Below are 13423 nucleotides of genomic sequence, written 5' to 3' on the forward strand. Positions count from 1 at the left end.
GTGGTGATTTTCGTGAGGGATCGCGCTGCTTGCCTTTTCAGGCTTGTGCTCGAACGCCGCAACCCTGCAACCGCCTTGCCAAACCTCAACGTCATGCCCGTTAACTAGCTGCTTGGTTTATTCTTTGGCGCTCTCGTCTTCTTCGCAGAGGAAGTCGATACGCCTTCGTACATGGCCGTTCGAACCCAAGATGTAGGCGCGGTACTCTGGCATCTAAAATTCCCTTGGGACGGCCTTACTGCTCTGTCGGTTGAACGTAGGCCGGGAGATCGCGGGGGTAATAGCTTGTCCGGCCTTTGTCCCATCGAACTTTGATTTGACGCCCTACCTCGACAATGGTGCCCATCTTACCAGCATCCTTATGCAAGAGGCGCTGGCCTGCTTGCCAGCCGAAGTTGTGCGGATGCGCTTGAGGGCTCGGCCGGGGCATTGCACGCGGCATTAGATGGGCGCTTGCAATTGGCTGTGAAGCCAGCCGTTCGTTTTCGTAGATTTCATTGGCTCAGCGAGATCGGCGACGATCTGGTGCATGTCCCTGCATGCGGAGCACTCAAAAGTTCGGATTTGAAAACCCCAGCGGCCGGGCGTGATATGTACCAGCGTCGTTGCGGCTCGACATACTGGGCATAACGATCCGAAATGGTGGGACATGTTGCTCGCCTTGATCAGGCGGGAGCACTACGCTCTCAGTCACCGGCAAACGCCAATTGTAGGGCGATGATGGAGACGGCTTGGACCGGCGGAAACTCCAGCGCTGTTCCATTTTGCTCACTTTCTGAAAATTCACGAACTGGTCGAGCCGATGGGCTCGCTTGCGTGCCTCAGTCGCCCTCTCCGCTGCTGCACGGACCGACGCACCGTAGATTGACTCCGCGATCTCGTGCCCATGGAGGACGTAATTGACCGCCTGACACCGAAGAGATAACAACCAGTTTCCAAGCTCCTCTCTATCCAAGGCAATTGCTGCAAATCCTTGCAGTACAGGAGCTTTTTGAACTCTGGGAAGGGGGCCGCCCGGCGGTCCGAAGGGCTGCGAGGGCGGGCTTGGCGCGCTCGGAGAGATTCGAACTCCCGACCCTCGGAATCGAAATCCGATGCTCTATCCAGCTGAGCTACGAGCGCGTAAGTGATTTCAATGGGTTAGCAGAAAGAGCTAAATTTTTGGCTCTTTTTTGGCTCTCCCGTTGCCTATGCGTTCTGGCGCCAAGCGTCAAACCGCCGCAGGTAATTCGCACTTAGCGAATTCCTTTTCAAGCGGCTTCCAACAGAGGCTGTTATCCAGCCTTCCGGCGCCCCGTAGCCCGCTCAGGCTTGGCCGCCTTCTTTGCTGCGGGCTTCTTCCCCTCGATCGGGAGCAGCATTTCCTTCTGGCCGGCAGCGGCTTTGCGGGGCTTCTTGCCTTTGCTCGGCGGCGCCTCGCTGGCGATGCTCTTCTTGAGTGCGTCCATGAGATCCACCACGTTCTCACCGCGCGGGCGCGCCTTAGCGGTAATGGTCTTGCCGCTGCGCTTGGCGTTGATGAGTTCCGTCAGTGCCTCTTCGTAGTGGTCCTCGAATTTCTCAGGATCAAAATCGGCCGCCTTCTGGTTGACGATATGCTTTGCCAAATCGAGCATGTCCTTCGTGACTTTCACGTCCTGGATCTCGTCGAAATACTCCTTCTCGCTCCGGACTTCGTAGGGATATCGCAAGAGCGTGCCCATGAGCCCTTTGTCGAGGGGCTCTAAGCTGATGATGTGCTCGCGATTGGTTAGGACGACGCGGCCAATGGCGACCTTGTCCATGCTGCGGATGGTCTCGCGGATGACTGCAAAGGCGTCGTGTCCGACTTTGCCGTCAGGGACCAAGTAATACGGACGGATGAGATAGCGCGGGTCTATATCGCTCTTCGGCACAAACTCATCGATATCGATGGTCCGGGTGGATTCGAGAGCGATGTTCTCAAGCTCGTCCTTCGACACTTCAATGTAGGTGTCGGTGTCGACCTTGTATCCCTTGGTGATGTCCTCGCTAGCAACTTCCTCGCCAGTGTCGGCATCTACCTTCATGTACTTGATGCGATGGCCGGTATTCTTATTGATCTGGTTGAAGCTGATCTTCTCGGAATCAGAAGTGGCCGGGTACAAAGCGACCGGACAGGTAACAAGCGAAAGGCGTAAAAAGCCTTTCCAGTTGGCGCGGGGGGCCATTCAAATACTCCAAACGCTACAGAACCCGGATTCAAGACGAACGAGGTCCGTTGGTTCCGACAACTGGTTGGGTGTTTTTTTGCTGCCGGCACACCAATCGTAGCGGCTTGCCAGTGGGGTCCAAATTCGGACACCCGCGACGGGGAATTAGGACACTCCCAATGTCGGGAGTCAGACCGACACCGCGTCGAACTCGTGTTTAGCTTGATTAGTGACGGGATAGGTGGAGACGCCTGCGTCGTCCAAGTGAAGGACGGCCCCAGCCATTGCCCCAGCCCCCAGTGCTGGGGCCGCCTCTTTGAGCGCACCCGACAACACAACGCCGCCCGCTTGAAAAGATTGCAGACGGCGCCGGTCCTAGCCCCGGGAAGGTGATCGTAAAATCCCGATATGAGTGTGTCAGCACACCCCGCGCAAAGGTTCATGGCCCAGATGGGTCAGGGGAGACGGTTGCAAGGTCATAAGTCCCGGGCTGGGGATAGGATTGAAGCGGGGATTGCCTCCCTGCTCATAGTCGGCAACACGTTCGCCGTAACAAGCCCCCTGGCAGTGATCCCGGCCCGACCATAGCGCGCGGCTGATCGCGCTAGGCTACATGGTCGATCTATCGGGCAGGCTGCGAATGACCACTCCGGGCGGAATGCGGATATATGCTGGACAGCTCGCCAGCTGAGGCGGCCTTACTTCTATTCCGGTGCCCTAAGCCCGGGTGATGAAAGCCAGTCATTGACGTGAAAAGCGGTTTCGGCCTGGCGAGCCTTGCGAAGAAGTTCGTCCCGTTCGGATCCGGGCGGCAATTTTTCGGCCTCTGTTCGGAGACGCTTGGCTTCCTGATCGAGACGTTCTGGGAAAGTCAGAATGTGTTTGAAACGACGACGCTGCATGACACACCTCTTGGCTTCCGGGTCCTAACCGTTGGGTTCCAGAGTTTCGATCCTATTATGCCGAAATCGCCCGGTCTGTTCAATTGTGAACAGAATCAAACTAGGCCACCAGGGGTCGAAACAGGCCAGGACCCCAACTGAGGCGGCCTTCGACTTCTGTCAAATTGCGCGCGGCGCTTGGAGGTCTAAGGTGATCGCATGCGTGGGGCGATCATCATAACCGTGGCGGGGTTTTTGGCGTTGGCGTCCGCTCTGCAGCATGGGCGTCAAACGACTATCATGCCAACGCAGCCGCTTCCCCCGGTGAACGTGCCTGACAAATAGCCCCAGCCAACCGAGGCGTCCTTGCTTGCCTAGCTCTGTTTCTTAGGGTGGGCTCGCTCGGGCTAGGTTTACAGGGGGCGTGAGGCGCGTCAAAGAATATGATTATTTGTCGGCAAGTGTCGCACTGGAAGGTGCGACCGAGCGGTTTCATGGGCAGGCTGCATACCGGGCAAAGGGGCGACATTGGGTCCCAGCCTTACTGGACGAATGCACCCGTGAGCATCGCCGCAGCGAATAACATCGCGCCGATGATCGCGACGCTCAGACAGATGCGTGCTCGAACCAAATACGAATCGGGGTGGGGGCGCTCGATCACGTCAGGCTCCTCTTATCCGTTACGCAGGAGGCTGCCTGTTAACGCGAACGAAAATGCGCGGTTCCTGATGCCTATATAAATGGCTATGCACCTATCAGTGCATATAGGGGAACGAAGGCTCAGTAGTCTTACCGAGAACGTCGCCTAACCAATTCAGGCCACTGCAAAAATCAACTTAGGCCCCTAGAGGATAAAAAAGCCAGCACGGGCTTGCCAGTAAGAACATTTAGTGAACAAATATTGCGACTAACTCTGAGGCTGGCTATGGAACTGGACCACATCCGAAATGAAATCGAGCGCATGCGGACCCAGGTGGGGCGGCAGCGTGGAGAAATCCGCCAGCTGCAGCGGGCAGGGATACCTACAGCCGCGGCCGAAGCGCTGCTAGAGCGAATGCTCAACAAGATCGATGCGCTTTGTGCGGAGCGGGACAAGTTGAAGCGCGAGCTTCCTGCTCCCTCGAAAGGGAAAGTTTTGGGTGGCCGCCAATGGTGAGCGAGCCTCTCAAGTACTTCCAAGACGAAGCCAATCCTCCGCCGTGGATTAAAGTTTTGGCGGAGGTCCGGCACTTAGCGGCCAGGGAAGGGCTATCAGCACGTCCAAGCGATTATTGTGGCCATAGATCAGTACGCGGAAAAGGCGCTCGGCAATCGAAACTACTTCTTAAATAGGCCCTACAGTATTGGCGGCCGTGGCGGAGAGGCAGAGAAGCTGTGAGCGACGATCAGTGGTTACCGGAGACCGAGGCGACCAAAAGCACATCGGTGGTGAGGATAGACCGCCGGCCACTATCCGAGCGATCGAAGTTGAGCGACCGCGGCCTGGTCGATTTTCGGCGCGTCTGCGACCAGATGGGTGTTCTCGATCGCGCGACGGATACTATCCTTCCTAGGAAAGAATGAGCACGCCGCTCGACCACCATTTCATTCCAGCTTTCTTCCTCGCGTAGTGGCCTTGGGCGAACGGAAAAGCTGACCGAATTCCTGGAGGAATTTGAACATTATTCTTCGAAACCTCGTAAGAACTCAGGAACAGGATCGGGCCAAAGTTACTATCGACGCAACCGCATCGGTGGTGGCTGTTCGTGCGAAAGCCTTTCCCCGGGAGTGACAGAATTGCCCTGAGAGCCGCGCAATACGTTCGCATGTCCACGGACGAACAGGACTACTCGACGCTAAACCAGATGGCGGCAATTGCAGCATACGCTGCCTCTCACAACCTCGAAATCGTTCGGGAGTATTCGGACGAAGCACGTAGTGGATTGCATTTGAACGGCCGATTGGGCCTCAAGTCGCTGCTCAAGGATGTTCAGACTAAGCTAGCCGACTTCGAAGTCATTTTGGTTTATGATGTTAGTCGCTGGGGGCGCTTCCAAGATGCTGACGAAAGCGCGCACTACGAGTATCTCTGTAAACAGTCGGGCATTCAGGTTATCTATTGCGAGGAAGAGTTTGAGAACGATGGTAGCCTTGTATCAACTGTGCTCAAGGCTTTACAAAGGGCGGAAGCGGCGGGCTTTAGCAGACGTCTTTCTAGGAGAGTCTTTGCTGGGCATTGTACGCTAGGCAGCCGAGGCTTTTGGCAAGGGGCGCCTGCTGGATATGGTTTGAGGCGGACTTTAGTCGACGCTAGCGGCACTCCAAGAATCATTTTGGCCGACGGGGAACGAAAATTTATTCAATCCGATCGCGTTATCCTTGCTCCGGGGCCGGCTGGTGAAGTCGCCCTCGTCCGACGCATGTTCAGATCCTTTGCGATCGACGGAAAGAACGAAATTCAGATAGCAGGAGAATTGAATCAGGAGGGGCTCGTCAATCAGTATGGGCGGCCATGGAATCGCGACACAATTTCAAGAATGCTTTCAAACGAGAAATACATCGGTAACAACGTCTACAATCGCACTTCATTCAAGCTGAAAGATAAGGCGGTGAAGAACCCGTCGGAGATGTGGATACGATCAGTCAACGCGTTTCAGGCAGTGGTTGATGCGGATCTATTTCACGCTGCACAGCGGAGATTCGCCGAACTCACAAGACGCAAGTCTGACGAGCACATGCTTGAAAATCTCAGGTGCCTCCTGAACCTCAAAGGTCGATTGAACAGCAAGCTTATAAATGCCGCAGGGTCGACGCCGAAAACTCAAAGCTATCAAAAGCGCTTCGGCAGCCTAGTAAAGGCATACGAGTTAATCGGATACCAGCCAAAGAACAAATTTTCCAATGCATCCGCTAAGCGAGAGACCTCATCGAAGCGCAGAAGCATTCTGCCTCTGCTTTTCGCGGAGATGCGGCGCATGGATTTGACGACACGCTTCGACTTCAATGCGAGAACATACATCGTGAACGATAAAGTCACGGTTCAAATTTACCTGCTCCGATGCCTCAAGACAAAATCTGGAAATTCGCAGTGGATTTTGAGGCAACGACGAAAATCCAATATTGATCTAATAATTGCCGTGCGCATGGACCTTGCTGAAGGCATCCATGATTTCGTGTTAATCCGCTCTCTTAGTCGATCCGACCGCCTGAACGGTACGGGCGTGGATGTAGAACTCCTCGGTGGGACCTGTTTTAGGACTCTGGGAGATCTGGCAAATGCATTAACGGATGCCACCCGCACAACTTAGGGAAATCTCAACGATGCCGGCGCGATCGCTTAGGGCAGCTAATCCATGGCCAGCGGAATGGCGGAGAACGTTACTGCACGGATGAAGATGCTGCTGCAGCGGCCTCAATAAGGATCGAGCGGGTGCTCGTCGACGTGTTGCCCCAGGTGTCGGTTGCAACGTAGTCGATGGTGTCTGTGGCGACGGCGCTCGTGTCCATAACGATGTTGCTTACCAGCGCGCCGTTTAGGAATGTTTTGTAACCGAGGCTAGTGCCCTGATTGTCGGTCGCGATAGCGCCAAGGTCGGTGTAGGTGTCGCCAACCTGGATGATCGCAGGGTTGTTGCCCTGGATGTTGATCGATGGGGGAGTGCTGGTGCTGGAAATAGTCGGCGGGGTAGGGGCGCTTATTTGAACCTGGCCCTGTTGTGTCTCAAGAGCAAGTAGGTCCGCGAGCTGTTGCTGATTTATGCATGTCGAACCGACGCAAAGCTGTTGCGTGTGAAAACTGTCTGCAAATCCAGCAACGATAGCCGTAAGACTCTGTACTTCGGTCGAGAGAGTCTGAATTGCCTCCACGATCGGAGCAATAAGGCCAAGGTAGTTGAGGCCGAGCGTTCCGTCTGGCGTGAGTGCGGTAGCGGATGTGGTGGAGACCAGGTTTGGGAAGATCTGTTGCACTTGCTGCGCGATAAAGCCGTACTGGCGCGTGCCTCCTTTTTCTGGATCAAGCCAGTTATAGGTCACGGGCGTAAGCGCGTTGATTTCTGACAAGGACGTTGAAGCATCAAGAGGAATAACGTTTGTCTTCAAACGCTGGTCAGAACTCTGGGTAAGTGTACCCGAGAGTTGTGCATTGCCTCCATCGAAGACTGCGAAGAGAGTGGTAGAAGCACTGTTAACAATATTGAAAGCGAGAGTTGAGCTTGCGGTATCGCTCCCCCAAAGGGAAAGGCGGGCGTAGGGGGTCGTAGTACCAAAACCAATTTTGCTGAAAACGGATTGTGGAGTCCAATAGCTGTTAATAGAACCGGCCGTCCCCGTGTACATACTCATTACCGTTGCAGCGCCATTTTTCAAGTTATAGAACTCGTCGCTTCCGCCGGTGGCAGCGATTGTCCACCCGGCATTTCCGGCAGCCGTTCGAACTCCGATAACTGGAGGTGGAGAGCCTGGCATGTCGGTAAATGTAAGCAGCGGATTCGACGCAGCACTAAATCCGTTTGCGGAGATAGCGACCCTGGATGTGGAGTTACTATTTGCGGTTGTCGTACCGAACCCGAACGGAACACTGGCAGACGGATTGTAAAAGCTTGAATTGGTCGAACTGCCGGTATTTATCTGAAGAACATTCGTGAGATAGGGGTCCGCTAAGTCGAACATTTCCTGCGAGCCGCCTCCGGAACGAATCGACCACCCCAAATTGGTAACAGAATTTCTTAAGGCAATTATCGTGTTTGTCGTCTGTTGAAGGCCTGAGAACGTAATTGCACTAGCATTCGCGCTTCCTCCAGCATCTAGCGTTAGCGCTGAATAGTTGGTAGTCGTCCCAACCGCAAAACGAGAGAAATAGCCTGCCCCGGGAGTTGTTGATCCAATCGTCGGTGGGTTTGCGAAGAGGCTCAGGGCGTTGCTTGGCGTTAGTGTGGATGCGGAGCTGGCCGGCTGCAATACCGAAAAGCCCTGATAGATATCTTGCGCAACGTCATAGTAGCCTTGGCTATTGAGATGTAGCGTATCGCCGCTTGCGCGCAGTGACGTTGGCGGCGTGTCATTGCCGTGATCGATTACGTCTTGTGCTTGGTTTGGATCGTAGAGCGATACCAGATACGAGCGCACGTCGATAAAATGCGAGCCGTACGTTGTCGCAAGATAAGAGTTTAGATTCGTAATACACGTGTACGCCCCAGTACCGGACCCTTCGGTTGTCGCATTGATAACACCGAGAATTACGTAGTTGTTGTTTCCCACGGATTGAAGGGCGGAGACCATCGTTGCGATGTTCGATTCGACGGTAGAAATGCTGCAGCCGTCGTTGCGGCCCGACCAAATGACGGTAGGCCAGGAATATTTAGCTGTATCCGCAATCATGCGCGCTTCAATCTGCGAGCTGATTTGCCCGCCGACACCGCCGTTGTAGACGGAAAAGCCAGTGAGCTGTGCCAAATCCGTCGTGTACGGTGTGTTTCCCGCAGTCGCCGCCGTCAGGCTATCTCCCCAAGTCGCAATATGGGTTTGAGCCAAGAGTGTAGAGGGGGATGCATATCCAAGGCCCAAGTTTGTTCGCGTCGTTGTTGCATCCCCCACGGTCAAGCTGCCGGTAAGATACGCCGAGCCATTCACTGCGAACGAGGCAAACGGCGACGTCGTTCCGATGCCCACGTTGCCGGATGAGGTAATGGAGAGGCGAGAAAGGCCCACAGTCTTGTCAAAGATGTCTAGGCGCCCGGCACCATTGGTATTGCCGGAGCCAGTGGAGATGAGATCGTAGATATGGCCACCCGTGCCGGCGTTGCCTAGGCGCAGCAGGGTTCCAGTTGTCGAGGTCGAGTCGATTGTGAGCAGCGCGCTTGGGGAAGTGGTGCCTACTCCCACGTTGCCGGAATTATACGAAATGTTCGACCCGGAAGTCGCCCATGGACTTGAACCGCCGGCCGCAATGCCGAGCGAAGAAGTTGCTATGAGTGTGTAGCCACCTGAACCGTTACCTATGAGTACCTGGCCGTACGTTGGTGCAGTGGATGTTCCGGTACCGCCGTTGGTAACGCCCAAGATACCGGTGACGTCGGTCGATAGATTAACGAGTGCAGTAGAAACGACTCCTGCAACAGCTTTGAGGATGCCATTGAGGTTTCCTATCGTGAGACTGTTTGAGACGACAACGTTTGTTGATGATGCGGTGCCAACAACAGAAGTGCTGCCGGCGAAGGTCGATGTGGCGGTGGTCGAGGTAGCCTGGAAGCTGGCGCTGATATTCGTGCTGCTCGCGGTGGAAGGAACAACGATGCAGGTCGCGTCGCTCGGCGGACACGTGGGGTTTAACGTTTGGCCAGGCTGATAGGAGGCGGAGGCTACTACCGGGACGAGGAAGAGGAGACCGGCGGACAGGAGCGATACAGAAAGCGTGAGTTTGGATTTCATATAAAAAATCGCGGCCGTATATATCAGTGTAGCACGGCGCGCAACGAGACAGGATAGCGTGGGGATAAAGGGTTAGGGCGTGAACGATATATTTCCGTGCGGTCCACGAGTCAGACACGATTAACTTGGCGCGTGATCCTTGGATCTTTTCATGATCGTGACTTCGCGAACGCCATCAAGCTCCTTCAGTTTTTCGGGATAGGTGGCGATCTCCTGCGAAGAGACCTTGCTCAAGAGTATCACCAGGTCGTCGGTGCCCTGTGCGTTTCGGCTCTCCACCAGGAAACGCTTGATCTGGCCAGCCCTGAGACCAAGCGCCTCTCGAAGCAGTTCGGGCGTGAGACTTCCATTCTCGACCTCAATTTTAAGCTGGCAACTCTGATTTCTTGAACGATAGGCCTCCTCAAGCGGTTTGATGCCCGCAAGGATAATCAGGATAATCACGGTTGACGCGCTGGCAGCCAGATATAGACCGCCTCCGACGGCGAGACCGACTGCGGCTACCGTCCAAATACTGGCCGCCGTGGTAAGACCCTTGACGATTTCGCCCCGGGCAAGGATCGCCCCTGCACCGAGGAATCCTATTCCCGAAACAACCTGCGCGGCAATTCGTGAGGGATCCAGAACGACATTCTGGTGGGTCAAGACGTTAGAAAAGCCGTATTGGGAGACAATCATGATCAGGCACGATCCGACACACACCAGCATATGAGTGCGTATTCCCGCTGCCCAAAGTAGCCGCTCGCGCTCAAACCCGATAAGGCTTCCAAGGCCGGCCGCAGCGATAAGCCGGATCAGCATTTCCGAATCTGGCATCGTCACCTCCCGGATTATATCGAAGCTTATGCCGCGTCACCCTATCCCAAGCCTATGAGCGGCAAGTCGCTCTTTCTTTAAATTAAGTGAACCACCACGGCGAGGCAACCATGGTGGAGGCTGGAGACGACAGTCGGCAGTGGCGCTGCCGCTCACTAAGCTTTGGGGAACAGTTTGTCGCGGATGTAACGCGAGGTCGGCGTTAAACGAATGCCGCGCGGCTTGCGCCAGATCGCCTTGTCAATCTCCTTCTTGTCGCCAATGGTCAGGGGACCGGATGCCTTTCTGACGACAAAGATTGCATCGCTCATCATTTTGCCTGAGCGCCGGTTCTTTGATTTTACCTCTTTCCAGAGGCGGACGCGCCCGAGCTTGAGTTTGGGCAGCTCCTCTTTTATTTCTCTGCGCAGGCAGTCCTTCTCAGTCTCGCGTGGCCGCTTGCGACCGCCGGGAAACATCCAAAGCCGGTCGCTCTTGCGTCGCACCAAGAGGACCTTGCCGCGCTTTACTGCTATGAGCTTTGAAGACTTCGCCATTCAACACTCTGTTGCGCCGAGCAGAATCGGTGAGCAATCATAGCAGATTGGCGATTAACGAAGTTCCGTATTCCTACCGGGAATATCGGTTAAGCTTCGGTTTCCGCAGGCTTAAATCTAGTGAGGCACATACTCATAAACGACGAGCGCCCCAAGTCCGATCATGGCGACCAGCACAGCTACTGCGAGAAAGGACTGCGGGCGCATGGCGCATCCTCCAAGTCCGGAATCGGCCCCCTGCGCACCCTAAACCAAAACAGAGGCCACTCTCAAATTCAACTTACGCCACTAGGGGATAAGGCAGGCAGCCGCCGCCGACCGGTGCCGTCCTTAACCCAGCCTGCCTCGGTATATTTCAAAGCGCAATAATCTCGGTTCAAAAATGCCAACGAGTTAGCCCGTGCGAAACGATGTGTGCGGACATGGGTCGATCTCGCTCACGAACCGCGATTGACGAGTACACGCCCTAGAGCACTCGCTTGAAGAATCCCACAATCATCCGCCACCAGCAAGCCAGCAACGAGCATGAGGGAGCGGCCACAGCTGCGGTGGTCGTGTCTGATACATGTGCAGAAGCTTCTGCCGTCGTTGCATAAAGGCTGACCGGCAGCGTCTCTGAAGCGATGGATTGTCTGCCATACTGCGCCGACACGCCCACCGTGTAGGCCCCTGCAGCAAGGCCCGCAGTCGGGATGCTGACACTAAGGTTCGACGCTGCGGCAGGGGCAACCGTGCCTGTTTGCGAATAGGCGATCGAGCCATCAGCGCGATACAAGCGGTAGGCATAAGATATATTCTGTGTGCGCTTTGCATTGTTGAAGGTGATGTTGAGCGCGAGAGGCCTGCCGACGGTTGCTGTGGGGCTCGTATAGATACTCAACGTAATGCTGGGGGTTAGATGAGCCGGGATGGTCACGCCGCTGGTTGGGCCTGACACGGGTTTGATGACAGGCGGAGGCGGCGAGGTAGGGACAAGCGATGGCGGCGTGGTCGCGGCTGAAGACGTTCCGGTCGTCGAGCTTTCATAACCATATGATTGCGTGCCGCTGATGGTGCCGCCTCCGCCAGTGTTGGTCGTGGTGTTGGTGGCTGCGACCGAAGAGTTCCTCCACGTGGTGGTGACGTTGCAGTACGTGCAGTCAAAGGTCATGGTGCCAAAGAGGGACTGTGCAACCGTGCTGCCATGAAAGAGCCCATTGCTGTCGATGGTCACGCCCGTGAAGTTTATCCAACCAGTATTGGCGCCCCAGGCATAACCACCCAGAACACCGGCGTTGTTGGTGACGCCACCTAGCGTAGGAGACAGGTTGATCCAGCCGAAGCCAGCCGACCAGATGTAGCCGGTAAGAGTGGTGTCCGTGACGGTTACGTTTCCGTTAGTCGCATTCCAATTGACGTATCCGCCGTTGTCATTCCACGCGTAGTGGTTGGTCGCGTCGATGGTGCCGGTCGCGGCAAGCGAAGCTGTGACGTCACAACTGAGCGTAAGGAAAAGAGTGAAGAGCGGTAGCGCGATTGACCAAACAATTCGTCGACGAAAATCCATAGTGAGTGTATGTCGTCATTGTATCATCCATTATCAAACTGTGCGGACGGGGTAAGAAAAACCCCGCGATTTGGCGGGGCAGTAGGCTAGTAATCCTCGGCAAGCATCAACGTGCCGACGCGGACCGTCATTTCAGGATCGGCTGGATCCTCAGAGCCGCCGTCCATCTCTTTGTTGTAGTAATCGCACTTCCAGAAGAACGTGCGGTTACAGTGTTCGAAGCTAAGAAAGTCGTGCTCCCCGTGAGGGTCGTTCTCCAGAGTGAAGTCATCGAACTGCGCGACTTTCACAAGTGCAGATGCTTTTACCATGTCGGGTAATGCGGCAACGCTGGCGGTCATCACCATCTTTCCGCCGGCGAAGGTCTTCCGAAAAGCGTCATTCAATTCTCGGATACGCACAACCGAGCGTTCATTCATGGCGACCTCCTGTGCGAAAGAACGCTCCCAATCTTACCACGCAGGTTGTCAGCACGGCTGTGTGTGCTAGAAGGGCGCACCGGAAAGCGGGGAGAAACGAGTGGCTAAGAAGGCAAAGAAGAAAACAATCGTGCGCCGCGAATACACCAAGGCAGATGTGAAGGAGCTGCGCGCGCATTCGAAGGCGAAAACGCCCGTTGTCAAAATTGCGAAGCTTACAAAACGTAGTGTGGGATCTCTGCGACAGAAAGCGCTCAAGCTTGGCATTCGTCTAGGCCACCGGCGTTAGGAGCGGTACGTCGCATGACGCTGTTCAATAAGATATTCTCGACGAAGACGCTGTTGCAGATCGTCTGCGTTCTCGGCGCGGTCGTGGTTATGAAAGTGCTGAGCGCGCATTATGATTTCAGCTGGGCCACCGCGTTAGCGGCTGAATAAGAAAACAGCCCCGCTAATTGACGGGGCTGTCGTTGTCGAACAAGGATGGTTGCACGGGATGGGCACTCGTTGCTTTATGAAGCTTCATGCACAAGTTGATCTGATGCATCGCGCTCATGTCGTTGTCTGGGTCGACGAACTCGTAGCGCTTTGAGCCATCGGGCAGGGTGAACTCGTACTCAATCATCTTCATCGGCATCTTCCGATT

Annotated in this window: 12 protein-coding genes and 1 tRNA gene; 4 read left to right on the forward strand and 9 right to left on the reverse strand. The window is 55.2% G+C overall.

The genetic code is table 11. The features are described from left to right. Positions 1-1045: 1045 nt before the first annotated feature. The 3 genes from UP09_RS07545 to UP09_RS36830 form a co-directional block, all read right to left on the reverse strand. Positions 1046-1122, reverse strand: a tRNA-Arg gene (locus UP09_RS07545). Positions 1123-1274: 152 nt separating this feature from the next. After that, a complete protein-coding gene (ku, locus tag UP09_RS07550) occupies positions 1275-2189 on the reverse strand; it encodes a non-homologous end joining protein Ku (RefSeq protein WP_044537461.1) in 915 nt (304 codons plus the stop codon). Positions 2190-2875: 686 nt separating this feature from the next. Then, complete coding sequence (locus UP09_RS36830; RefSeq protein ID WP_082070028.1) at positions 2876-3073, reverse strand: hypothetical protein; 198 nt, start codon at positions 3071-3073, stop codon at positions 2876-2878. 904 nt (positions 3074-3977) lie between these two features. Between UP09_RS36830 and UP09_RS07560 the strand changes: the two genes are divergently transcribed. Together UP09_RS07560 and UP09_RS07565 are read left to right on the forward strand one after the other, a co-directional pair. Next, a complete protein-coding gene (locus UP09_RS07560; protein ID WP_044537463.1) occupies positions 3978-4208 on the forward strand; it encodes a hypothetical protein in 231 nt (76 codons plus the stop codon). Between the two features lie 589 nt (positions 4209-4797). Then, complete coding sequence (locus UP09_RS07565) at positions 4798-6339, forward strand: recombinase family protein (RefSeq protein WP_283805995.1); 1542 nt, start codon at positions 4798-4800, stop codon at positions 6337-6339. A gap of 70 nt (positions 6340-6409) precedes the next feature. Here the strand turns inward: UP09_RS07565 and UP09_RS36845 are convergent, their stop codons facing one another. The 5 genes from UP09_RS36845 to UP09_RS07585 form a co-directional block, all read right to left on the reverse strand. Beyond that, a complete protein-coding gene (locus UP09_RS36845) occupies positions 6410-9460 on the reverse strand; it encodes a tail fiber domain-containing protein (RefSeq protein ID WP_082070030.1) in 3051 nt (1016 codons plus the stop codon). A 120-nt stretch (positions 9461-9580) separates the two neighbouring features. Further along, positions 9581-10276 (reverse strand): MgtC/SapB family protein, encoded by a 696-nt coding sequence (locus UP09_RS07575; protein ID WP_044537465.1) that lies wholly within the window; start codon positions 10274-10276, stop codon positions 9581-9583. A gap of 155 nt (positions 10277-10431) precedes the next feature. Beyond that, positions 10432-10812: an NUDIX hydrolase gene (locus tag UP09_RS07580; protein ID WP_044537466.1), complete on the reverse strand. Its 381-nt coding sequence runs from the start codon at positions 10810-10812 to the stop codon at positions 10432-10434. Between the two features lie 466 nt (positions 10813-11278). Next, positions 11279-12358, reverse strand: a complete 1080-nt coding sequence (locus UP09_RS37480; protein WP_156164504.1) for a hypothetical protein — start codon at positions 12356-12358, stop codon at positions 11279-11281. A gap of 86 nt (positions 12359-12444) precedes the next feature. Further along, on the reverse strand, positions 12445-12777 hold the full coding sequence (locus UP09_RS07585) for a DUF3768 domain-containing protein (RefSeq protein WP_044537467.1): 333 nt from the start codon (positions 12775-12777) through the stop codon (positions 12445-12447). Positions 12778-12877: 100 nt separating this feature from the next. Here UP09_RS07585 and UP09_RS36850 point away from each other — a divergent pair, with 100 nt between their 5' ends. After that, positions 12878-13066 carry a hypothetical protein gene (locus tag UP09_RS36850; protein WP_082070031.1) on the forward strand — a complete coding sequence of 63 codons (189 nt, stop codon included), beginning with the start codon at positions 12878-12880 and terminating at the stop codon, positions 13064-13066. Between the two features lie 14 nt (positions 13067-13080). Continuing rightward, positions 13081-13215 carry a hypothetical protein gene (locus UP09_RS38735; protein WP_283805996.1) on the forward strand — a complete coding sequence of 45 codons (135 nt, stop codon included), beginning with the start codon at positions 13081-13083 and terminating at the stop codon, positions 13213-13215. Between the two features lie 13 nt (positions 13216-13228). On the opposite strand, the gene UP09_RS07590 is transcribed toward UP09_RS38735, so the two are convergent. Next, positions 13229-13408, reverse strand: coding sequence for a hypothetical protein (locus UP09_RS07590; protein ID WP_156164505.1), 180 nt, complete (start codon positions 13406-13408; stop codon positions 13229-13231). Positions 13409-13423 lie beyond the last annotated feature (15 nt).

Source organism: Bradyrhizobium sp. LTSP885, from assembly GCF_000938305.1.
In the GTDB taxonomy this organism is placed as follows: Bacteria; Pseudomonadota; Alphaproteobacteria; order Rhizobiales; family Xanthobacteraceae; genus Bradyrhizobium.

Coding starts and splice junctions, on each gene's coding strand:
- ku (WP_044537461.1), bottom strand. CDS start 2,189: ATGGCCCCCCGCGCCAACTGGAAAGGCTTTTTACGCCTTTCGCTTGTT.
- UP09_RS36830 (WP_082070028.1), bottom strand. CDS start 3,073: ATGCAGCGTCGTCGTTTCAAACACATTCTGACTTTCCCAGAACGTCTC.
- UP09_RS07560 (WP_044537463.1), top strand. CDS start 3,978: ATGGAACTGGACCACATCCGAAATGAAATCGAGCGCATGCGGACCCAG.
- UP09_RS36845 (WP_082070030.1), bottom strand. CDS start 9,460: ATGAAATCCAAACTCACGCTTTCTGTATCGCTCCTGTCCGCCGGTCTC.
- UP09_RS07575 (WP_044537465.1), bottom strand. CDS start 10,276: ATGCCAGATTCGGAAATGCTGATCCGGCTTATCGCTGCGGCCGGCCTT.
- UP09_RS07580 (WP_044537466.1), bottom strand. CDS start 10,812: ATGGCGAAGTCTTCAAAGCTCATAGCAGTAAAGCGCGGCAAGGTCCTC.
- UP09_RS37480 (WP_156164504.1), bottom strand. CDS start 12,358: ATGGATTTTCGTCGACGAATTGTTTGGTCAATCGCGCTACCGCTCTTC.
- UP09_RS07585 (WP_044537467.1), bottom strand. CDS start 12,777: ATGAATGAACGCTCGGTTGTGCGTATCCGAGAATTGAATGACGCTTTT.
- UP09_RS38735 (WP_283805996.1), top strand. CDS start 13,081: ATGACGCTGTTCAATAAGATATTCTCGACGAAGACGCTGTTGCAGATC.
- UP09_RS07590 (WP_156164505.1), bottom strand. CDS start 13,408: ATGAAGATGATTGAGTACGAGTTCACCCTGCCCGATGGCTCAAAGCGC.